21 protein-coding genes are annotated in these 20,169 nt (G+C 61.2%); 16 read left to right on the plus strand and 5 right to left on the minus strand.

From position 1 onward, the window contains the following. Positions 1-8 precede the first annotated feature (8 nt). The 9 genes from moaC to AB5Z05_RS18610 all read left to right on the plus strand — a co-directional run bounded on the left by moaC (position 9) and on the right by AB5Z05_RS18610 (position 6,723). Complete coding sequence (moaC, locus tag AB5Z05_RS18570) at positions 9-533, plus strand: cyclic pyranopterin monophosphate synthase MoaC (RefSeq protein ID WP_021229351.1); 525 nt, start codon at positions 9-11, stop codon at positions 531-533. After that, positions 530-775 carry a molybdopterin synthase sulfur carrier subunit gene (moaD, locus tag AB5Z05_RS18575; protein ID WP_005353453.1) on the plus strand — a complete coding sequence of 82 codons (246 nt, stop codon included), beginning with the start codon at positions 530-532 and terminating at the stop codon, positions 773-775. The genes moaC and moaD overlap by 4 nt, the downstream gene beginning before the upstream one ends. A 2-nt stretch (positions 776-777) precedes the next feature. Beyond that, positions 778-1,251: a molybdopterin synthase catalytic subunit MoaE gene (gene moaE / locus AB5Z05_RS18580; protein WP_042020353.1), complete on the plus strand. Its 474-nt coding sequence runs from the start codon at positions 778-780 to the stop codon at positions 1,249-1,251. An 87-nt stretch (positions 1,252-1,338) separates the two neighbouring features. Next, positions 1,339-2,067, plus strand: a complete 729-nt coding sequence (gene modA / locus AB5Z05_RS18585) for a molybdate ABC transporter substrate-binding protein (RefSeq protein ID WP_368152661.1) — start codon at positions 1,339-1,341, stop codon at positions 2,065-2,067. A gap of 110 nt (positions 2,068-2,177) precedes the next feature. Then, positions 2,178-2,858: a molybdate ABC transporter permease subunit gene (gene modB, locus AB5Z05_RS18590; RefSeq protein ID WP_139746750.1), complete on the plus strand. Its 681-nt coding sequence runs from the start codon at positions 2,178-2,180 to the stop codon at positions 2,856-2,858. Further along, complete coding sequence (gene modC / locus AB5Z05_RS18595) at positions 2,855-3,955, plus strand: molybdenum ABC transporter ATP-binding protein (RefSeq protein WP_368152664.1); 1,101 nt, start codon at positions 2,855-2,857, stop codon at positions 3,953-3,955. The genes modB and modC overlap by 4 nt, the downstream gene beginning before the upstream one ends. A 91-nt stretch (positions 3,956-4,046) precedes the next feature. Next, positions 4,047-4,823: an alpha/beta fold hydrolase gene (locus AB5Z05_RS18600; protein ID WP_180349376.1), complete on the plus strand. Its 777-nt coding sequence runs from the start codon at positions 4,047-4,049 to the stop codon at positions 4,821-4,823. 105 nt (positions 4,824-4,928) lie between these two features. Then, a complete protein-coding gene (parM, locus tag AB5Z05_RS18605) occupies positions 4,929-5,972 on the plus strand; it encodes a plasmid segregation protein ParM domain-containing protein (RefSeq protein ID WP_181497170.1) in 1,044 nt (347 codons plus the stop codon). Beyond that, positions 5,965-6,723, plus strand: a complete 759-nt coding sequence (locus tag AB5Z05_RS18610) for a hypothetical protein (protein ID WP_236321984.1) — start codon at positions 5,965-5,967, stop codon at positions 6,721-6,723. Before parM ends, AB5Z05_RS18610 begins: the two co-directional genes overlap by 8 nt. 72 nt (positions 6,724-6,795) lie before the next feature. On the opposite strand, the gene moeB is transcribed toward AB5Z05_RS18610, so the two are convergent. Further along, positions 6,796-7,551: a molybdopterin-synthase adenylyltransferase MoeB gene (moeB, locus tag AB5Z05_RS18615; protein ID WP_236321983.1), complete on the minus strand. Its 756-nt coding sequence runs from the start codon at positions 7,549-7,551 to the stop codon at positions 6,796-6,798. Next, entirely contained in the window at positions 7,548-8,774 is a 1,227-nt protein-coding gene (moeA, locus tag AB5Z05_RS18620) for a molybdopterin molybdotransferase MoeA (protein ID WP_368152684.1), read from the minus strand. The genes moeB and moeA overlap by 4 nt, the downstream gene beginning before the upstream one ends. Before the next feature lie 309 nt (positions 8,775-9,083). Here moeA and folE point away from each other — a divergent pair, with 309 nt between their 5' ends. Further along, entirely contained in the window at positions 9,084-9,740 is a 657-nt protein-coding gene (gene folE, locus AB5Z05_RS18625; protein ID WP_005334419.1) for a GTP cyclohydrolase I FolE, read from the plus strand. 411 nt (positions 9,741-10,151) lie between these two features. Continuing rightward, complete coding sequence (locus tag AB5Z05_RS18630; protein WP_368152668.1) at positions 10,152-11,807, plus strand: methyl-accepting chemotaxis protein; 1,656 nt, start codon at positions 10,152-10,154, stop codon at positions 11,805-11,807. Positions 11,808-11,879: 72 nt separating this feature from the next. Here AB5Z05_RS18630 and AB5Z05_RS18635 read toward each other — a convergent pair whose 3' ends face one another. Continuing rightward, positions 11,880-13,610 (minus strand): formate--tetrahydrofolate ligase, encoded by a 1,731-nt coding sequence (locus AB5Z05_RS18635; protein ID WP_323935890.1) that lies wholly within the window; start codon positions 13,608-13,610, stop codon positions 11,880-11,882. A 67-nt stretch (positions 13,611-13,677) separates the two neighbouring features. On the opposite strand from AB5Z05_RS18635, the gene AB5Z05_RS18640 reads away from it, so the two are divergent. Then, positions 13,678-14,106, plus strand: a complete 429-nt coding sequence (locus AB5Z05_RS18640) for a hypothetical protein (protein WP_120415743.1) — start codon at positions 13,678-13,680, stop codon at positions 14,104-14,106. 58 nt (positions 14,107-14,164) lie between these two features. On the opposite strand, the gene AB5Z05_RS18645 is transcribed toward AB5Z05_RS18640, so the two are convergent. Then, a complete protein-coding gene (locus tag AB5Z05_RS18645) occupies positions 14,165-15,064 on the minus strand; it encodes a LysR family transcriptional regulator (protein WP_042054624.1) in 900 nt (299 codons plus the stop codon). Positions 15,065-15,173: 109 nt separating this feature from the next. Between AB5Z05_RS18645 and AB5Z05_RS18650 the strand changes: the two genes are divergently transcribed. From AB5Z05_RS18650 to AB5Z05_RS18665, 4 genes are all read left to right on the plus strand, one after another. Next, positions 15,174-15,734: a YceI family protein gene (locus AB5Z05_RS18650; RefSeq protein ID WP_368152673.1), complete on the plus strand. Its 561-nt coding sequence runs from the start codon at positions 15,174-15,176 to the stop codon at positions 15,732-15,734. Continuing rightward, positions 15,734-16,471 carry a hypothetical protein gene (locus AB5Z05_RS18655; protein ID WP_368152676.1) on the plus strand — a complete coding sequence of 246 codons (738 nt, stop codon included), beginning with the start codon at positions 15,734-15,736 and terminating at the stop codon, positions 16,469-16,471. The genes AB5Z05_RS18650 and AB5Z05_RS18655 overlap by 1 nt, the downstream gene beginning before the upstream one ends. Positions 16,472-16,653: 182 nt before the next feature. Beyond that, the gene (locus AB5Z05_RS18660; RefSeq protein WP_368152679.1) at positions 16,654-17,778 is read left to right on the plus strand and encodes an adenosylhomocysteinase; all 1,125 of its coding nucleotides are present in this window, start codon (positions 16,654-16,656) and stop codon (positions 17,776-17,778) included. A gap of 76 nt (positions 17,779-17,854) precedes the next feature. Continuing rightward, positions 17,855-18,163, plus strand: coding sequence for a SelT/SelW/SelH family protein (locus AB5Z05_RS18665; protein ID WP_043821170.1), 309 nt, complete (start codon positions 17,855-17,857; stop codon positions 18,161-18,163). A 114-nt stretch (positions 18,164-18,277) separates the two neighbouring features. Here AB5Z05_RS18665 and AB5Z05_RS18670 read toward each other — a convergent pair whose 3' ends face one another. Further along, complete coding sequence (locus AB5Z05_RS18670) at positions 18,278-19,987, minus strand: lysophospholipid acyltransferase family protein (RefSeq protein ID WP_368152681.1); 1,710 nt, start codon at positions 19,985-19,987, stop codon at positions 18,278-18,280. Between the last annotated feature and the right edge of the window lie 182 nt (positions 19,988-20,169).

The following is a 20,169-nucleotide window of genomic DNA, read 5'->3' on the forward strand; positions in this document are numbered from 1 at the left end:
AGCAAACGATGAACCAGACCGATCCCAAGCAGACCCAGCCCAACCTGACGCATCTGAACCAGAGCGGCGAAGCTCATATGGTGGATGTGACCGACAAGCTGGTGACCGAGCGCGAAGCCCGTGCCGAAGCGTTTGTTGCCATGGCCCCCGAGACGCTGGCGCTGATCCTGAGCGGCCAGCACCACAAGGGGGACGTGTTCGCCACTGCCCGCATCGCAGGCATCATGGCTGCCAAGAAGACCTCCGATCTCATTCCCCTCTGCCATCCGCTGGCCTTGACCAAAGTAGAGGTGGAGATAGTGCCGCTGGCCGAGCAGAATCGGGTACATATCCGCACTCTCTGCAAGCTCTCCGGCAAGACTGGTGTCGAGATGGAGGCACTGACCGCCGCGTCGGTAGCGGCGTTGACCATCTACGACATGTGCAAGGCGGTACAAAAGGACATGGTGATCGAACAGGTGCGGCTGGTAGAGAAAAAGGGCGGCAAGTCCGGCCATTTTCAGCTGGGGTCAAATAGCGGGGAGCAAGCATGATCAAGGTACTGTTTTTTGCGCAAGTAAGAGAGCTGGTGGCCTGCGATGAGCTGAGCCTGCCGTGCGACTACGCCACTGCCGAACAACTGCGCGCGGCGCTCTGTGAACGCGGCGACAAGTGGGCGCTGGCGCTGGAAGCTGGCAAGCTGCTGGTGGCGGTCAACCAGACCCTGGTGCCCCTCGATACCCCCATCAACGATGGCGATGAGGTGGCCTTCTTCCCACCGGTGACCGGAGGTTGATGATGAGCGAGGCAACCATCACAGATCGCATTGTGGTGCAGCGGGAGGACTTCTCGCTGGCGGATGAATATGCCCGCCTCGCCACCCGCCCAGACAGTGGCGCCATCGTCACCTTCGTTGGCAAGGTGCGCGACTTCAATCAGGGGGAGGAGGTGAAGGGGCTTGCCCTCGAGCACTACCCCGGCATGACCGAGAAGGCGCTGGCCGATATCGTGCAGGAGGCCCGCCGCCGCTGGCCGCTGCAGGAGTGTACCCTCATTCATCGTATCGGCGAGTTGTGGCTTGGCGATCAGATCGTGCTGGTGGCGGTGAGCAGTGCCCACCGCGACGCCGCCTTTGACGCCTGTCACTTCATCATGGATTTCTTGAAAACCCGGGCGCCGTTCTGGAAAAAAGAGCTGACTGCCGAGGGTGTGCAACGCTGGGTCGAGGCCAAGGAGAGCGACAACGCCGCCGCTGCCCGCTGGCAAGCCTGACCTGTTCATCACGAGGGGCGCAGGTTCAACGGGAACCACGGCCCCGCCAAGGGGCGCGGATGTGCGGGCCCCATCAGGAGAAAGGGAATGAAACCGCTGTTATCTGTTGTCATCGCCGGTGTCTGCGCCGCCACCTTGCATACCGGTGTCGTGCAGGCCGATGAAGTGAAAGTGGCCGTGGCCGCCAACTTCAAGGGAACCATCGAGCGTATCGGTAAGGAGTTTACCGCCAAGACCGGCCACACCCTGGCCATCTCGTCTGCCGCCACCGGAGTGCTCTACACCCAGATCAGTCACGGCGCACCGTTCGATCTCTTCCTCTCCGCCGATGCGGCGACCCCCGAGAAGCTGGAAAAAGAGGGCAAGGGGAGCGATCGCTTCACCTACGCCATCGGCCAGCTGGGGCTGTGGAAGAAAGGGGGGCCGGCCCCTGACGAGGCGACCCTGCGTAGCTGGAAAGGCAACCTCGCCATCGCCAATGCCCGTACCGCCCCCTATGGTGCTGCCGCCATGGCGACCCTCACCCATCTCAAGATCGATCCCAAGCAGTACCGGTTGCTGACCGGCGCCAACATCGGCCAGACCTGGCAATTTGTCGACACCGGCAATGCCGAACTGGGCTTTGTCGCCTGGGCCAATCTTGTGGAAGCGGGCAAGACTGGCGAAGCCTGGGCAGTGCCTGCGAGCTTCTATCCCCCCATCGAACAGCAGGGGCTGGTATTGAAGAAAGGGAGTGCGGTCGAGGCGCTGGTGGCCTGGCTCAAGGGGCCGGGTCAGGCGCAGATCAAGGCAGCTGGTTATGCCTTGCCCCAATAAGGGATAGGGCTGACGTAATACCCTGAGTGGTAGGCCTTCGGGTCGGCCACTCTTTGCAATAAGGATGGATACCATGCCGTTGGAGGCATTTATCAACCGGGAGGTCGGCAATGAGTGAAGGGGATCTGCTGGCGGTCTGGCTCACCCTGAAGCTTGCGGCCAGTACCACAGCGATTTTGCTGTTGCTGGCTCCGCCGCTGGCCTGGTGGCTGTCGCGCAGTCAGAATCGGCTGCGGCCGCTGGTGGAGGCGCTGGTGGCGCTGCCGCTGGTGCTGCCCCCCACAGTGCTGGGTTTTTATCTGCTACTCGCCTTCTCCCCTGAATATGGCTTCGGCGCCTGGTGGCGCGACACCTTTGGTACCCCTCTTGCCTTCAGCTTTCTCGGCCTGCTGTTTGCCTCCATCCTCTATTCGCTGCCGTTCGTAGTGCAGCCGCTCACCTCCGCCTTCGTCAACATGGGCAACAAGGAATTGGAGGCCGCCGCTACTTTGGGGCTCGGCCCGCTGGAACGCTTCTTCCACATCATCTTGCCGATGACCCTGCCGAGCTTTGTGATGGCGGCGGCCCTCGGCTTTGCCCATACATTGGGGGAGTTTGGCGTGGTGCTGATGATTGGCGGCAATATCCCCGGCGAAACCCAGGTGCTCTCCATCGCCCTGTTTGATCATGTGGAGGCGATGGACTATCAGAACGCCCATATTCTGGCGGGCGGCCTGATGGCCTTCTCGCTGGTGATGCTGGTGCTGGTCTATGGTGTGTTGCAGCGCAGACAGCGGAGAGTGTTTGGATGAACCAGCCCGCCACTATGCCGCCTGTGAACGTGCCGCACCGCCATGCCTTGAACCTCCATGCCCGGCGCGAGTTTGGTCCCTTTACCCTCGATTGCGCACTGACCCTCGAACTGGGGGGGATCCTCGGCCTGTTCGGCCCCTCGGGCTGCGGCAAGAGCACCCTGCTGCGCATCATCGCCGGGCTCGATCGCCGAAGCGGGGATCGCTTGCTGTGGCGCGATCGGGAGTATGCTCAACTGCTGCCCGAAGCGCGCCGGATCGGACTGGTGTTTCAGGACTCGCGCCTCTTCCCCCATCTGACGGTGCTCGGCAATCTGCAACTGGCGGCCCGCAAGGGGCGAGGGCGCTGGCAGCCCGAAGCGCTGGCGGCTCGGCTCGGTTTTGTCGATCTGCTGGGGCAGCCTGCCCATGCCCTCTCTGGCGGCCAGCGCCAGCGGGTGGCGCTGGCCCGGGCGCTGCTGGCTGAGCCTGATCTGCTGCTGCTCGATGAGCCTTTTTCTGCGCTCGATCGGCGCAGCCGCATCCATCAGGCCCATGTGCTCAAGGGGTTGCAGCAGGAGAGCGGCATCCCGATGATCTTCGTCAGCCACGCCATGGAGGAGGTGAGCCTGCTCTGCGATCAACTGGTGTTGCTGGAAAGTGGCAGGGTCGAGGCGCAAGGTCGGCCGAGCGAGATCTTCGCCCGAACCGATCTCTCGCTCGCCAGCCGTGACGATGCCGGGGTGATGCTGAATGCCACATTGGCCCACTATGATGACGACGAGCAGATGGCGACCCTGCAACTCGGTGAGCAGCAACTGCGGGTCACCATGACCCATGTGCCGGATGAGAGCGGCCCTTTGCAGATCAAGGTGGCCGGGCGCGATGTGGTGATTGCCACGGCACCCATCGAGCACTCCAGTCTCTCCAACTGTCTCGTCACCCGTCTGCTGGCGGTGCGCGAGGTGCGCCCCGGCCAGACCCTGTTGCAGTTGGCGCTGGGTGAGCAGATACTGCTGGCCCGGATCACCAGCCGCTCCGCCAGACGGCTGGCGTTGGCGCCGGAGCAGCAGATCTACGCTTATATCAAGGCGGTGAGTCTGGTCAGCGAAGGCTGATTGGGCGCCGTGCTGATAACGTGGCAGGATGGCCACGGGCAACATAACAACAAGAGATGGTTCAGGTGATGAGTCGAGAGGCAATACACTGATGCGCCGCAATCAGGTGATGAAATTCAACGGCCTTGCCCTGCGCAGTGCGGGGGAGGGCCCTTTGCTGTTGCTGCTGCATGGGCTGGGCTCCTCGAGCCTCGACTGGCAGGCGCAGATCGAACGGTTTTCTGAACAGTACCGGGTGGTGGCGCTGGACTTGCGCGGCCACGGTCAGAGCATGCAGGAGGGGCCGTTCGATGTGGCGACCCTGGCAGCCGATGTGGTGAACTGGCTCGATGCACAGCCAGAACCCGCTTGGGTCGTGGGATTGTCGCTGGGGGCCATGGTAGCGCTGGAGCTGGCGCTGCAACTGCCCCACAAGGTGCAGGGGCTGGTGCTGGTCAACGGTTTTAGCGAGTTTCTGCTGGAAACACCCAAAGAGCAGGAGCGTTACGCCCAGCGCCTCAAGTGGCTGCGCTGGTTTGGCATGCGCCCGCTCGCCTGGTGGTTGGGACGCGAGCTCTTCCCAGGCCCGGATCTGGCACAGGTGCGCCATACCTTCCGACTGCGTTTCGTGCGCAATAAAAAGAAAACCTACAAGGCGCTGCTGGAGGCGCTACCGGGCTGGTCGGTACGTGCCCGGCTCGGCGCCATCTGGCAGCCGGTGGCCATCATCTCCACCAGTCACGACTACCTGCCGCTGGCCAAACGGGTAGAGCAGTTTGCCGCCCTGCCCAACGCCACCATCCACACCCCCAACGGCCACCACGCCTGGCCCGCGGAAGATCCTTCCGGATTTAATCATTTGCTTCACCGGATTTTAGAAACCCATTAAACTTGTCGCCCTTTTACCCCGTGTATGTATTGGTTCGATCGCCTTGCCAAAGGCATAAGGCAAGGCAATCGGACCCATTTCTGATCTATTAACAGGTGTTTCCTCATGTCTGAAGTAATGAAAATGGCCATCGATGATGGCTCGACCAACGTCAAGGTGAGCTGGATTGAGAACAAGGTGCTCAAGACCATCATCTCTCCCAACTCCTTTCGCAAGGACTGGAAGAGCGCCGCATTGCGTAAAGACAAGAAGATCTACAACTACGAGATAGGCAACACCAAGTACACCTACGACGCGACCTCCGACAAGTCTTTGGCCACCACTCATGTGGAGTACCAGTATGACGATCTCAACCTGCTCTCCGTGCATCATGCCCTGTTGCAGACTGGTGTGACGCCGTGCGATGTCGCCATTACCGTGACCCTGCCCATCACCGAGTTTTACAACCCGGACGATTGCCAGCGCAACGAAGAGAAGATCGAGAAGAAACGGCGCAACCTGATGCGTCCGATCACCCTTAACAAGGGCGAGCTGTTCAATATCGTCAGTGTCGAAGTGATGCCGGAGAGTCTGCCTGCTGCGCTCTCCCGTCTGATTGGTTCAGGCTGCAACGAGTTCACCAAGACTCTGGTGATCGACTGTGGCGGCACCACTCTGGATATGGGGATCATCGTCGGTGAGTTTGATGATGTCTCCGATGTCTACGGTAACAACGAGATCGGTGTCTCCATGGTGACCGACGCTACCCGCAAGGCGCTGGCCGCAGCAGACAGCGATTCGAGCTATCTGGTGGCCAACGAGTTTATCAAGCGTCGCCACGACATGAGCTTTGTGCGCGATGTGGTCAACGACGAGAGCCAGATCCCCAAGATCCTCGAGAAGATGCAAAACAAGATCGACGAGCTGGGCTCCCAGGTTGCACATGAAGCGAAGAAGTTCGCCAAGAACCCGAATCGTGTCTATCTGGTCGGTGGCGGTGCATCCCTGATTTATGACGCGATCAAGGCGGCCTATCCGACCCTGGGTGACCGTGTCGAGCTGCTGGACGATGCCCAGTCTGCGCTGGCTCGCGAAATCTGCCTCTACACCACGGAAGAGGATGAAGTCTATCGCGAAGCGCCTGTGATGGCCGAGGTTGACGATGAGTAGTCAACTCAAGCGCATGACCTTCTCCATCTATATGGATCCGGGTGCGCTGGAGTCTGATCGCTATGCGGTCGGGGTATTGCAGAACTGGTATCAACGGGCGCGAAAGATCCAGGAGGGTACCGAGGAGTTTGACTTCTCCAAGAGCCGTTTCCACAAGGATATCTACCTCTCCGGTATGTTCATGTACGTGCTGGCGCCCAACCTCTGCAAAGCGATTGCCAATGCGCTGGGGCCGGAGCAGGTGAGCATGACCACCCTGCGTCATGCCTTTGCCAGCTGTGGTTTCAATCTGGGTGAGGTCGCTGGCGAGGCGCACCCTGTTGCGGATGTGATGATCGACGAGATAGTGGCCAGACTGGCTCCACAGCTGGGACAGAGTGATAACACTTCACTGGTGGACGAGATTGTCAACCGGCTCGGCGAGCAGCAACCCAGCGAGATGTGGGATGAACTCAGACAGGGGCTGCCTGCTGCACTGGATCATGACCAGCTGGCCGAAGCCATCGCTGGCAAGCTGCCATCAGCAGGGGCCGAGCAGGATCTGGCTCCCCTTGCCAGCAGTATCCAGCTGCTCTCTCGCCAATTGGAAGAGCAATCCCGGCTGATCCGCGAGCAGCACAGATTGATCCAGCGACTGGCCAGTGCCCCCGCTCGACAGAGTGTTGTCGGCACAGAGGTAGAACCTTTGATAGAGGATCTCTCGAGTCAGGTGGCCAATATGAAAAAGGTCAAAGCCAAGGGGATCTTCTGATCCCCGATACCGTTGTTAAATAGGAATACAAAAGCCGAACCACGGGGTTCGGCTTTTTTGATCCCGTTTGCGTCAAGGATGGGAGCAGACGGGGCAGTCGGGGCGCTTGGGCAGCTTCATCTCGCGGAAGGTGCCGCTCAGGCCGTCGATCATCAGCAGGCGGCCGCTGTAGCTTTTGCCCATGCCTGCCAAGAGCTTGATAGCTTCCAGTGCTTGCAGGCTGCCCACCAATCCCACCACGGGGGCGAGTACACCGGCTTCGACGCAGGTGAGGGCCTGCTCGCCAAACAGGGCGCTGAGGCAGGCGTAGCAGGGTTCATCTTCCTGCCAGGTGAAGCTGCATAGCTGTCCCTCCAGTCGGATTGCGGCGCCACTGACCAGCGGCACCCTGTGCTGGCGTGCCTTTTGATTCAGCAGGTTGCGAATGGCCAGGTTGTCGGTGCAATCGAGCACCAGCTGATGTCGGGGCAGCTGGGTATCGAGCAGCGCCTCATCGGCCACGGCAGCGTGGGTCTCCACCTTGAGCCAGGGATTGAGGGCACGCAGCGATTGCGCTGCTGAGTCCACCTTGTAGTGACCAATGCGCTCATCGTTGTGCAGCACCTGACGCTGCAGGTTGGAGAGCTCCACCTTGTCGAAATCGACCAGGGTGAGTTGGCCAACCCCGGCCACCGCCAGATACTGGCTGGCGGCGCAGCCAAGACCGCCGGCGCCGATCACCAGCACCCTGGCCTGCTTGAGCGCCTCCTGTCCCTCGAAGTCGAAGGATTTGAGGATGATCTGGCGGTTGTAGCGCAGCAGTTCGGCGTCGCTCAGGATCTCGCTCACAGCAGCAATCCCCCGAACGGTTCGACGGTGACCGTCTCGCCCGCGGCGACGCGGCCCCGTTCCCGTTCAAGAACGATGTAGCAGTTGGCTCGCGACAGGGAGCTGAACACGGCGGAGTCCTGCGAGCCGGTGCTGCGCACCTCGAGGCCGTTTGGCCCTTGGCTCAGAATGCCGCGCTGGAAGTCGAGTCGGCCGGGGCTCTTTTTGAGTGGTTCGGCCGCAATGGCCTGTAGCTGGAGCGGGCGCTCGAACTGCTGGCCCGCCAGCTTGGCCAGCGCCGGTTGCACCAGCTGATCGAAGGTGACCATGGCGGAGACGGGGTTGCCCGGCAGGCCGAAGAACCAGGCGCGGGGCAGACGGCCAAAAGCAAACGGCTTGCCCGGCTTGATGGCCAGCTTCCAGAAGCCAATCTCGCCGAGCTCGTCCAGCAGTTGTTTGGTGAAGTCCGCTTCCCCCACCGAGACGCCGCCGGTGGTGATGAGTACATCGGCCTCTTCGTCGGCGCGGATAAAGGCGGCGCGTAGCTGGGCCGGATCGTCGGGGATGATGCCAAGGTCGAGGCAGTCGCAGCCCATGCGCGCCAGCATGGCCCGCACGCCGTAGCGGTTGGAGTCATAGATATCGCCGTGGGCGAGCGGGGTACCAACCGGTTTGAGCTCATCGCCGGTGCTGAAGATGGCCACTTTCAGCGGGCGGCGTACCGGCACGGTAGCCACGCCGAGGGAGGCCAGCAGCGGCATTTCGCGCGGGGTGAGGCGAGTACCGGCTGGCAGCACGCAGGCGCCCTTGCCGGTATCGCTGCCGGCGCGGCGGATATTCTGGCCCGGTTCGGGTTGTGCCAGAAAAGTGATCCGATCGCCGTCGGCCTGCGTTTCTTCCTGCATCACCACTGCATCCGTACCGGCCGGTACCGGGGCGCCTGTCATGATCCGCACGCAATGGCCAGCGGGCCACTCGCCCTGATAGGGCTGACCGGCAAACGCCTTGCCCGCCATGATGAGCGGGGTGCCGCTGGCGAGATCCGCAAGGCGTACGGCATAACCGTCCATGGCGGAGTTGTCGAAGGGGGGCACGGCGAGGGGAGAGGCGATGTCGCTGGCAAGAACCCGGCCAAGGGCCTCTGGCAGGGGCTGCTGCTCGCTGTCGCAGCAGCAGGCGAGTTGTTCCAGCATCCCTTGCAGGGCATCGCTTAAGGGGAGTAGTCCGCTGGTATCAAATCCCATCGTCATGACCTCTTTCTATGATTGAAGGCGGGATTATCACAAAAATCCCCGGGGATGGGCAGGTTATCTCAAGGGAATCTCGGGGTAATCGGCGCTGAAACGGGGTGAGATGGCCATAAAGTATGAGGTGACGCACAAGTTGACTTGAATCTTGGCGGCAATGGCCGTTTACTATGCCGCCATAACAGATGGCCGTCACATCCCGAGTGGCGACCATTACAGCGATACCGTCGGCCCTGTACGCCGCAATAACATAAGGGGTTGCTCCTTGAGCTGCCCTCACAGTCCCTGAGCGTGGGAGAGAAGATAATGACAACCTTAAGTCCGGAAGCCTTGCTGGTCAGGGCTGCCCTCGAAGCCCAGGGACTGGAAACCCCCCTGGTCACCAACGAGCTGAACAGCCAGCAGAAGCGGGAGAAGATCGAAGGTCATATGCGCTCCATCATGGAGACGCTGGGGCTGGATCTGACCGATGACAGTCTGGCCGAGACGCCGCACCGCATCGCCAAGATGTACGTCAACGAGATCTTCTCCGGCCTCGATTATTCCACCTTCCCCAAGGTGACAGTGATCGAGAACAAGATGCAGGTGGACGAGATGATCATGGTGCGGGATATCAGCCTCACCAGCACCTGCGAACACCACTTCGTCACCATCGATGGCATGGCCCATGTGGCCTATATCCCTCGCGGCAAGGTGATTGGTCTGTCGAAGATCAACCGCATCGTGCAGTTCTTCGCCCGTCGTCCCCAGGTGCAGGAGCGGCTGACCCAGCAGATCCTGCTGGCGCTGCAGACCCTGCTCGGCACCAAGGATGTGGCCATCAGCATCAAGGCGACCCACTACTGTGTCAAGGCGCGCGGAGTGATGGACTCCACCTCCTATACCACCACCACCTCCCTCGGCGGGGTGTTCAAGACCCAGCCCGATACCCGGGCCGAGTTTCTGGGCGGCCTGCGCGGATAAGATGGCGGTTATTTTGTAACCGCCACGCTGAATAAACGAGACGCCAGCAGCTATTGCTGGCGTTTTTCATTGGTTCTGGATGAGAGTGGCGGCCTGCAACGGCTTGACCTGCGCGACTTGCCTTATGCAAACGTTATGCATTTTTTCGATTTATTCATCTGAGCGGTATATTTAATCGAGCACGATAAACCTCTCGTTTTCACCTTACAAAAAGTAACCGGACAGACTCTTTCCGAACCATCACAATCCGGTTACTCTAGCGCCCCCTCACGGCTCTCGCTGCCGCTCATGGAATTCAGAGATATTCATCAAGGTTGGATGGTGCGCCACTGAACAGGTGGCCAGATAGTTCATGCCAGGAGGGCGTGAACCGGACGAGTGCTACGAATTTAACGACCACCAGGATATCCCATGAATACCAGTTCCATGACCATAGGCAAAAAACTTACCACCGGCTTTGCCGTGCTCGGTTTGATGGTCGCCTTTATCGGCGGTTTTTCCCTTGTCCAGTTTGGCAACATGAATGATGTTGCCATCCGGTTTACCGACAGTATCTTGCCAGCGGTTAATCGCACCAGCGCGATCGGGGATTCTCTCGGTGAGTTGCGTCGTTATGAGCTGGGTTATTTCGTGGTGGCTGCCGAGCCGCTGAAAAGGGCTGAATATCGGAATATTGCCAGTCAACAGCTTAACGCGATCGCGCAGCAGCTGATTGCCCATGACAAGACGATCTGGCCTGAGGATGTGGCGGAGCGCCGTACCTTCGATACGGTGAAATCTGACTGGGATCGTTACGTCGCCCTGCACCAGCGAGTCAAACAGCTGCAAGACAGCGATCAGCTTGCCGAAGCCCAACGCATCTTCCTTGAGGAGGGAGTTCCCCTTTACACCGCGCTGAGCAAGTCAGTGGCCTCCCTTATCCAGATTAACCATGGTTATGCGTCTGAATCCCGCAGCGACATTGTCGACTCTTATCAATCCGCCAATCTGAGTGTCACCATCGCGCTGGTGCTCGGTCTGATCCTTGTGGTGCTGCTCTCCGTGGTACTGACCCGCCAAATTCGCGATCCGCTGATCATGCTGGCCCGTCAGGCCCAGCGTATTGCAAATGGCGATCTGGGTCAGGGCGAACTGCAGCAGTGGATCCGTGACAGCCGCTTCAACCGTGATGAACTGGGTCAGCTGGGCTCCGCCATCAACCGGATGCAGGGCTCCCTCTCCGATCTGGTGAGCGAGATCGCCGGCTCCGTGAGCCAACTCAGCAGCGCAGTGGAGGAGGTGAGCGCCATCTCCAGCCAGTCTGCCAGCGGCATGGCCATCCAGCAGAACGAAGTCTCCCAGGTGGCGACAGCCATGAACGAGATGCAGTCCACCGTCAACGAAGTGGCCCGCAACACCACGGATGCCATGAGCGCCGCCAAGGATGCCTCCCGCACCTCTGCTGCCGGCAGCGAAGTGGTACGCAGTTCGATTGCCAGCATCGAAGAGGTGTCGGTCAAGATTGAGCAAGCAGGCACAGTGGTGCAGCAGCTGGAGGCCGACAGCGCCAACATCAGCGTGGTGCTGGATGTGATCCGCGATATCGCCGGTCAGACCAACCTGCTAGCCCTTAACGCCGCCATCGAAGCGGCCCGTGCCGGTGAGCAGGGTCGTGGTTTTGCGGTCGTTGCGGATGAAGTGCGCTCCCTGGCCCAGCGTACCCAGGACTCCACCGCCGAGATCAGCAAGATGATCGAGCTACTGCAGAGCCGCGCCGCCGAGGCGGGCAACGCCATGCAGCTGAGTCGTCACCAGATGCAGGAGAGCGTTGGTCTGGCGCGGGATGCCGGTACCAGTATCGAGACCATCAACGGTGCCGTGGTGCGCATCACCGACATGAACACCCTGATCGCCACCGCCACCGAAGAGCAGAATGCGGTGACCGAAGAGCTCAACCGCAGCATTGTCAACATTCACAATGCCGCTGACGAGAATGCCCAGGGCGCTCATCAGATCGCCCAGGCTTGCGTCGAGCTGAGCAAGCTGGCCAACACCCTGCACCATATGACCCAGCGCTTCACCCTCTAAGGGTTGATGCATGGGTAACAGAAGGCCCCGCCAATTGGCGGGGCCTTGTTGTTTCTGGCGTTGTGGAAGGGCTCAGCTCAGGCCGACTATCTCGCCGTTCTCATCGATATCGATATGGCGATAGGCAGGCAGACTACCCAGCCCCGGCATGGTCATGATGGGGCCCGCCAGCGCATAGACGAACCCGGCACCGGCGCAGAGCTTCACCTCGTCGATGGGCACCTCGAAATCGGTCGGCACCCCTTTGAGGGCTGGGTCGTGGCTGATGGAGAGCGGCGTCTTGGCCACGCAGATGGGCAAGTGATCCCACCCTTCGGCGGAGAGCTGGGCCAGCTGCTGGCGGGCTTTGTCGGAGAGCTGCACTCCACGACCGCCGTAGCCGCACTCCACCAGGGTCGCTAGCTTGGCATCGAGGCTCGCCTCGTCGGGGTAGAGCAGTTTCACCTTGCCGGGTTGCTCGCAGGCGGTGACCACGGCGCGGGCCAGCTCGCTGGCACCGGCACCACCCTGGGTGAAGGCGTTGGAGATGGCCGCACCACAGGCACCGGCTTGCTGCGCTTCATGGGCCAGCAGCGCCAGTTCGGCCTCGCTGTCGGTGGGGAAGCGGTTGATGGCGACCACCACCGGCACCCCGTAGCGGCGGGCGTTCCGGATATGCCAGGCGAGGTTGGCGCAGCCCTGCTTGAGGGTCGGCAGATCTTCCCCCTGCAGGCTGGCTGGTAACGGCTGGCCCGGGCGAATATCCAGCAGACCGCTGTTGGCCTTGAGACCGCGCACCGTGGCCACCAGCACCACGCAGGCGGGGGTAATACCGGATTGGCGGCTCTTGATGTTGAAGAACTTCTCCAGCCCCATGTCGGAGCCAAAACCTGCCTCGGTCACCACATAGTTGGTCAGGCCAAGGGCGATACGATCGGCGATCACCGAGGAGTTGCCGTGGGCGATGTTGGCAAAGGGGCCGGCGTGCACCAGCACCGGTGTCTGCTCGGTGGTCTGCATCAGGGTCGGTTGCAGCGCGTCTTTCAGCAGCACCGTCATGGCGCCCGCTACTTCCAGCTGTTCGGCGGTAATGGGCTTGCCGTGGATATCGCGGGCCAGCTGGATGTGGCCGATACGAGCGCGCAGATCCTTGAGATCGCTTGCCAGCGCCAGAATGGCCATCAGCTCGGAGGCGGCGGTGATGACGAAGCGATCGCTGCGCTCTACACCATCGGCTGCGCCGCCCTGACCTATGGTGAGGTGGCGCAGGGCGCGGTCATTCATGTCGAGGGTGCGCGGCCAGAGGATGTTATCGGCATCGATATCGAGCCGTGGCAGGCCGGTTTTGGCGGTGAACTGGTCGCCGAGTTTGCGCTCATGGAACAGGCGGGCATCGAGGGCTGCAGCCGCCAGATTGTGGGCCGCCGTCAGGGCGTGAAAATCGCCGGTGAGGTGGAGGTTCATCTCCTCCATCGGAACCACCTGGGCGTGGCCGCCACCGGCTGCGCCCCCCTTGACCCCGAATACCGGCCCGAGGCTCGGCTGGCGGATAGTGGCGATGCTGGGCTGGCCGATATGGTTGAGCCCCATGGAGAGGCCAAGGGTGGTCACCGTTTTCCCTTCACCGAGCGGGGTAGGGGTGATGGCGCTCACCAGTACCAGCTTGCCGCTCTGTGTGGGCTGAGACGTGAGCAGGTCGAGGCTGAGCTTGCCTTTGTAGTGGCCATGAGGGCTGAGCAGGTGCTGGGGGATGGCGAGGCGTTCTGCCAGCGCGTGGATTGAGAGACGGGGGGACTGGCGGGAGATCTCGATATCGCTTAGCATCAGCACCTCGTTGGCATATCGGGGTAAAATATGCGGCGCAGTCTAGTGGAATATAACGGGTAATCCAATGACGAAAACGATTTTATTTGGTGAGGGTGAGGTTCGTCAGAATCCTGTTCGGCTGGATCTCAACGCACTCTATCATCCCCCCAAGCAGCCGATGACGGCGCTGGGGATTGTCAGCGCGCTGGTGCCGTTGTTCGGTTTCGGCTGGCAGGCGATGACCCAGGACCCCGAAACCCAGCTGCGCCACGAGATCCGCAAACGGGTCAACAAGCACAAGACCGACGAGGCAAACCTCATTTTGATCCTGCAGCTGGCCGCCATGTTTGACTGCCCCGAGATTGAAGTGGCGCTCCCCTATGCCTTCAGTGAGCAGCAGTTGTCGGTTGTCCGCACCCGGCTGCCACGCTGGCAGTTGCACCCCGAGCAGGAGCGTCTGCTAGCCAAGCTCACCCCTGTTGCCGCATCCACCACCGCATCCGGCCAGCGTTAGGTTTCAAGCCGGACTAGCAGGCCGGACAGTCAGGCCCTATCCTCTGCTCTGGCAATCATCACGGCTTATCCCACTGTTGCGGGGCGAGATAGCGCTCCTGCACGAACTCGATAAAGCAGCGCACCTTGGCCGAGACGAAGCGGCGGTGCGGATAGACCGCATAAAGTCCCACATCTCCCTTGTCCCACTCCGGCAGCAGGCTGACCAGCTGTCCTGACCGCAGGGCCTCCCCCACGATAAAGGTGGGCTGCAATATGATGCCCTGATCATCACAAGCGGCGCGGGTTAGCGCCACCCCGTTGTTGGCCCGCAGTGGCCCCTGTGGCCGGATGCTCTGCTGCTCGTTGCCCCGTTTGAAGTGCCACTCCGGCTGGGTCAGGGTGTAGATCAGACAGTCGTGCTGCTTGAGATCCTCGGGTTTTTCCGGTCTGCCCTTGCGTGCCAGATAGGCGGGGCTGGCGCAAAGCTCGACCCGAATGGTGGCCAGCTGGCGCGCCACCAGCGAGGAGTCGCTGAGGTGGCCGATCCGCAGCGCCAGATCGAATCCCTCTTCCACCAGCGCTACCCGTCGGTCACTGTACTCGATATCGAGCTTGAGATCGGGAAAGCGCTGGCGAAACAGCGGCAGGGCGGGGGAGAGGTGCAGATAGCCAAAATCCATCGGCACCGAGAGCTTGAGGGTGCCGTTCGGCTGCTGGTTGTGGTGGGTCAGCTGGCTGTGGGTCTCTTCCAGCTCCGCCAGCAGTGCGAGGGAGCGCTGGTAGTAGAACTGGCCCGCTTCGGTGGGATTGACCTGACGGGTGGTGCGCGACAGCAGCCGTGTGGCGAGGGACTCCTCCAGCTGCTGCATCAGTTTGGAGGCCATGGCGACCGAGATGCCGAGCTGGTTGGCGGCCTTGGTAAAGCTCTGGCACTCCACCACCTTGATAAAGGTACGCATGGCGGCGATCTGGTCCATTTTCCATCCTCAGTAAATAATGAATTTAATAAATCACTGATTATTCATCTTCAGAACGAGGTTAGCATTTTAACCACTGATGTGAACCCCAAGATGAAGGAACGAACGGATGAAAATGACCAAGGCTCTGCTGGCCTCCTGCCTGTTTATGGCTACCCCTCTGATGGCGGCGGATTACGATGTGGATGCGGCGCACACCACAGTGCAGTTCAAGGTGGGTCACCTGGGCTTCTCCGAGCTGGTGGGTCGCTTCAACACCTTCAGCGGCACCTTCAGCATGGATGACGCCAACCCGGCGGCCGCCAAGGCGAGCTTCGAAGTGGATGCCGCCAGCGTCGATTCCAATCACGAGGCCCGCGACAAACACCTGCGCAGCCCTGACTTCCTCGACGTGAAGCAGTATCCCAAGATGACTTTCGTCAGCTCCGCTTACGAGGGCACCAAGGATAAAGGCGTGCTGAAAGGGACCCTGACCCTGCACGGCGTCTCCAAGGAAGTGGCCTTCGATCTGGTCAAAATTGGCGAAGGCAAGGATCCCTGGGGCGGCTACCGCAGCGGTTTCAATGCCTCCACCACCATCAAGCGCAGTGACTTTGGCGTGAGCTACATGCTGCCCGGCATCCAGGACGAGATGAACATCAACCTGTTTGTCGAAGGCGTGCGCAAGTAATGGGCGCGGAACTTCTGCTGCAAACCCTGGCGGCTCCTCTGGGAGCCGCTTTGCTATCGTGGCGCTGGCCGCGATTGGGGTATCTGTGGGGCGCACTTGCGCTCTGGTTGGTGGGATCCTGGCTCGGCGGCCTCTATGGCATGCCGGAAAAGGCGTGGCAGTGGCTGCCGCTAACCCTACTGGTCCCCGCCATTACGGCTCAGGTGAACGATCTGCGTGGCTCGCTGCTGCTCTTTGCCGTGTTCAGTGCGCTGGTGTGGTGGCAGGGATTGGCCTCGGTAATGGCGAGCGAACCCGGGATCTGGCTGGCACTGCTGCCTGCCATCCTCTGGTTTGGCTGGAGCATCCATCGCGGTGACAGCAACGAGGGGCTGGGGTTTGCACTCGGCTTTATCTGGCTGGCGCTGGTGATCGGCATCGACGGCAGCCTGCTGATTGCCCAGCTGGCCGGTGCGCTGGCTGCTTTCGTCGGTTTTCGCGTCCTGCTTACCATTTTTGTTGGTATCAAGGTGGTGCCTGCCGGTCTGGCGCTGGCCCTCGCCTTGGTCCAGATGCTCGCCTGGCAATATGTGGAGGTGCCGCTGGCGGTGTTGCTACCGGTCTGGCTGTTGCCGCTGCTGGAGTGGTTTTTGCGTGACAAGTCCTTGCCTGTGCGCTGGGGGGGGATACTCCTGCTCGCCGCTTCGGGAACCGGACTCAGCCTCTGGACGGTGTGGCCAGAAGCTTCGTTGTACTGATTTTTGCATGAAAAACAGTCGATTACGGTCATTTTTGCTTACCCGCTCATACTCTTGACAGATAATGATTGAGCCCCCTATGTGTTTCAGATAAAAAGGATTTTCATTTTATTTGGACACACACAGAACCCGGCCGCGCCGGGTTCTGTTTGCCTGCTTTGCGGCATATAAGGAGGCCACAGTTGCGCAGTCAAGGATCTGAGCATCTGTTTTTTCGCCATTTCACCGGACAGGGACGTATCGACGGTCTCTGCATTCTGCTGGTCACTCACCTGCTTCCCGATCGCCCCCGTTTTATCGACGCTCTCGGTCAGATTGGACGGATTGGCGCCATTTTACCCAAACCGAAATCGGTACACGGCCCGACCCTGGAGTGGGTATCACAACACTATCCGGTGCTGCCCCTCAACCGGCGCTGGACCAATGAACCCGACAGCCTCATCCAGCAGATTGCACCGCTGGTGGCCCCCCACGAGCGGTTGCTGATCCTCGATATCGGCGGTTACTTTGCCAAAACTCAGGTGATCTTGAGCGAGTACTTCGGCCCCCGTTTCCTCGGGGTGGTGGAGATGACCGAAAACGGCCATCAGCGCTATGAGCAGGAGGTGCTGGCGACCCCTGTGGTGTCGGTGGCTCGCAGCCCCCTCAAGCAGGCCGAGGATATCCAGATTGGTCTGAGCGTGGTCTACTCCGCGGAGTCGCTGGCTCGTAATCTCAACCGTACTTTCAACGTCTGCGAAGCCGTGCTGTTTGGCTATGGCAAGGTGGGGCGCAGCATCGCCCGCGACCTGCGTTGTCGCAACCTCCATCTCGGGCTGGTGGAAACCGATGTGCTGCGACAGGTCGAAGCGCTCTCTCACGGTTTTCGCTTGATCACCAAGGCTGAAGCCTTGAGCCGTGCCGAGCTGGTGATCTGCTCTACCGGCAACGGCTCGCTGGACTTGGTGGATCTGCAGGCGCTGCGCCCCGGCACCATGGTCGCCTCGGTCACCTCGGCCGACGACGAGTTTGCCTTCTCGCTGGCCCAGTTGCCGTGGCCGAGCGAAGAGGTGTGCCCCCATGTGCTGGCCCTCAACCGGCCGGATGGTACCCAGATCTACCTGCTCAACCGGGGCGAGGCGGTCAACTTCGTCCATGGCGCCGTGATTGGTGAATATGTCTATCTGGTGCTGGCGGAGATCATGGAAGGGATCCGGATGCTGGCGGCAGGCCCTCTTGCACCCGGCCTGTTCGAGCTGCCAGAATCGGCGATGCGTACCATTGCCCGCCATTGGCTGGCCGATTTTCATGGGGTTGATCAGCACTGATTTGACCAAACCGGGAGCGGCCATTGGACGGCAGTACGCCACTTCCCGCCATTGTCGCTTTTTTATGGAGTCACTCATGACCGAGTCTGAAACCCTGATCAGCAAACCCCGCATCGAAATCCGCTACTGTACCCTCTGTCGCTGGATGCTGCGCGCCGCCTGGCTGGCGCAGGAGCTGCTATCCACCTTCGACAGCGATCTGGGGGAGGTGGCGCTGGTGCCGGCCAGCAAGGGGGAGTTCCGCATTCTGGTGAGCGGGGTGCAGGTGTGGGATCGGGTGGTCGATGACGGCTTCCCCGAGGCCAAGGAGATCAAGCAGCGGGTGCGTGACGTCATCGCCCCTGAGCGGGATCTCGGCCACTCGGATCGCAAGGCGGCCGAGTAACGCCAGATGGGCCGAGCGCCTCGAAAAGGTGCTGAGCATGAGAGCGAAAGGAGAGGGAGGCCATGGCCTCTCTCTCCTTTTTTGCCTTTGGCTATTTGCCTGGCGCCTGCAGGGCTATGAGCGCGGCTCGGCCAGATGGCTGCCGATATAGCGGGCACGCTTGTGGGACTTGATGCGGCTCACATCGACCCACACCAGCCCGTCGATGCAGTGGTTGAAGTCGGGGTCGATGCCAAAATCCATAAACTGGACGCCGCCCGGCTCGCACAGTTCGGAATACTGCTTGTAGAGGGTAGGGATGGCGCAGCCCAAATTGTCGAGGCGGGCCTTGAGTGCTTTGAGATCGGCGCCGTAATCCAACCCCTCGAACAGAGGTTGCGTCTCGGGGTAGGGACGGCGGGAGGGGGCCAGCGCCAGTTCGGGGGCAAAGTGCTGGCGGTAGAAGCTCACCAGCAGATCCTTGGCCGCCGGCGGCAGGCTGCCGGAGAGCGACACCGGGCCAAACAGGTAGCGGTAGCGGGGATAGCGGGCCAGATAGGCACCGATGCCGAACCAGAGATAATCGAGCCCCCGCTTGCCCCAGTAGGCGGGCTGGATAAAGCTGCGGCCAAGCTCGATGGCCTGCTCCAGCCGGGGCAGCAGCTTCTCCTCGAAGCCGAACAGGGTGTGGCTGTAGAGGCCATCCTTCCCCTTGCTGGCCAGCAGCTCGGCCACTGGGGCGAACCGGTAGGCGCCGATAATGTCGAGCCGGGCCGGATCCCAGAGGATCAGGTGGTGATAGTCGTTGTCAAAGCCATCGAGATCCCGCCGCTTGCCAGACCCTTCCCCCACTGCGCGAAAGGCGATCTCCCGCAGCCGCCCCAGCTCGCGCAGGATCACCGAGTGGCTCAGTTCGTGGCGGCGGTAGAGGTAGATCCCCTGACCATCCGGGGTGGTGCCGAGCTGTTCGCAGCTTTCGATGGCCTGTTTGAGCTGGCGGCGATCCTCCGGCAGGGCGATGGGGGCCTCGGTCTGCAGGCGCCCCGCCTTGCCACGGCCAATCCGGTAGAGGTGGTTGCGCACCAGCCGCGCCGCCGTCTTGGCGGGCAGCTCCTGAAAACTGCCGAGTGGAATGCGTGCCCCTATGGTCACCGGCAGGGTCTGCCCCTGCTGGCGAAACAGCTGGCGTACCAGCAACAGAGCGGAGGCGGGCTTGTTGAGCCAGGACGCGAGATAGAACCAGAGGCTGTTGCGCCCTCCCAGATGGATGGGCACCAGCGGGGTGCGGGTGCGCTGGGCCAGTTTGATAAAGCCTGCCTGCCAGGGGCCATCTTTCACCCCCTTGAGGCCAAGCCGCGAGACTTCACCTGCGGGGAAGATCACCAGCGCCCCTTCATGGGCGAGGTGTTCATTCATAGCGAGGATGGCCTGTCGATCGGTCTTGCCCTCCATATTGTCTACCGGCAATAGCAGAGGGCGCAGCGGCGCGAGCTGGGCCAGCAGCTGGTTGGCGACGATCTTCACATCGGGTCGGATGCGGCCGAGCAGTTGCAGCAGCGCCAGTCCGTCCAGCGAGCCGATGGGGTGGTTGGCGACAAGAATGACCCGGCCGCTGGCGGGAATATGCTCGAGTTGCGCCTCGCTGACCCGATAGTCGAAATCGAGTTGGGTCAGCGCCTGCTCGACAAAGTCGAGGCCGCGCAGGTGCGGATAGCGGGCGGCAAAGTCGGCAAAGGCCTGCTCGTTGAGCAGCCAGCCCAGCAGCCGCTTTAACAGCGGGGTGAGCAGGGGGTAGCCAAGCAGGCGGGGGAAGTGCTGGGTCAGCAGGGTATCGATAGTGAACATCTAGAGGGCTCCGGCGATCCGTTGCTCCCAGCATGATGTGGCACTGTTCCCGCGACATGTCAGCGGGATGACAGTTTGATGGCAGCGGCAGCCAGTAGCTCCTGAGAGACTCTCCCCGATTTCCCTTTCCTGATGGGTGATTGCCAGATAGCAAGGGGGGAGCCGGTTAACCGGCTCCCCCC

The organism is Aeromonas sp. R2-4 (assembly GCF_040908365.1).
Classification (GTDB): Bacteria; Pseudomonadota; Gammaproteobacteria; order Enterobacterales; family Aeromonadaceae; genus Aeromonas; species Aeromonas veronii.

Excerpts from the sequence above, each read along its gene's own strand:
- AB5Z05_RS18630 (WP_368152668.1), top strand. The coding sequence starts at position 10,152 with ATGAATACCAGTTCCATGACCATAGGCAAAAAACTTACCACCGGCTTT.
- modB (WP_139746750.1), top strand. The coding sequence starts at position 2,178 with ATGAGTGAAGGGGATCTGCTGGCGGTCTGGCTCACCCTGAAGCTTGCG.
- modA (WP_368152661.1), top strand. The coding sequence starts at position 1,339 with ATGAAACCGCTGTTATCTGTTGTCATCGCCGGTGTCTGCGCCGCCACC.
- AB5Z05_RS18655 (WP_368152676.1), top strand. The coding sequence starts at position 15,734 with ATGGGCGCGGAACTTCTGCTGCAAACCCTGGCGGCTCCTCTGGGAGCC.
- AB5Z05_RS18670 (WP_368152681.1), bottom strand. The coding sequence starts at position 19,987 with ATGTTCACTATCGATACCCTGCTGACCCAGCACTTCCCCCGCCTGCTT.
- moaD (WP_005353453.1), top strand. The coding sequence starts at position 530 with ATGATCAAGGTACTGTTTTTTGCGCAAGTAAGAGAGCTGGTGGCCTGC.
- AB5Z05_RS18610 (WP_236321984.1), top strand. The coding sequence starts at position 5,965 with ATGAGTAGTCAACTCAAGCGCATGACCTTCTCCATCTATATGGATCCG.
- parM (WP_181497170.1), top strand. The coding sequence starts at position 4,929 with ATGTCTGAAGTAATGAAAATGGCCATCGATGATGGCTCGACCAACGTC.
- AB5Z05_RS18635 (WP_323935890.1), bottom strand. The coding sequence starts at position 13,610 with ATGCTAAGCGATATCGAGATCTCCCGCCAGTCCCCCCGTCTCTCAATC.
- moaC (WP_021229351.1), top strand. The coding sequence starts at position 9 with ATGAACCAGACCGATCCCAAGCAGACCCAGCCCAACCTGACGCATCTG.
- AB5Z05_RS18600 (WP_180349376.1), top strand. The coding sequence starts at position 4,047 with ATGCGCCGCAATCAGGTGATGAAATTCAACGGCCTTGCCCTGCGCAGT.
- AB5Z05_RS18640 (WP_120415743.1), top strand. The coding sequence starts at position 13,678 with ATGACGAAAACGATTTTATTTGGTGAGGGTGAGGTTCGTCAGAATCCT.
- moeA (WP_368152684.1), bottom strand. The coding sequence starts at position 8,774 with ATGGGATTTGATACCAGCGGACTACTCCCCTTAAGCGATGCCCTGCAA.
- modC (WP_368152664.1), top strand. The coding sequence starts at position 2,855 with ATGAACCAGCCCGCCACTATGCCGCCTGTGAACGTGCCGCACCGCCAT.
- folE (WP_005334419.1), top strand. The coding sequence starts at position 9,084 with ATGACAACCTTAAGTCCGGAAGCCTTGCTGGTCAGGGCTGCCCTCGAA.
- AB5Z05_RS18645 (WP_042054624.1), bottom strand. The coding sequence starts at position 15,064 with ATGGACCAGATCGCCGCCATGCGTACCTTTATCAAGGTGGTGGAGTGC.
- moaE (WP_042020353.1), top strand. The coding sequence starts at position 778 with ATGAGCGAGGCAACCATCACAGATCGCATTGTGGTGCAGCGGGAGGAC.
- AB5Z05_RS18650 (WP_368152673.1), top strand. The coding sequence starts at position 15,174 with ATGAAAATGACCAAGGCTCTGCTGGCCTCCTGCCTGTTTATGGCTACC.
- AB5Z05_RS18665 (WP_043821170.1), top strand. The coding sequence starts at position 17,855 with ATGACCGAGTCTGAAACCCTGATCAGCAAACCCCGCATCGAAATCCGC.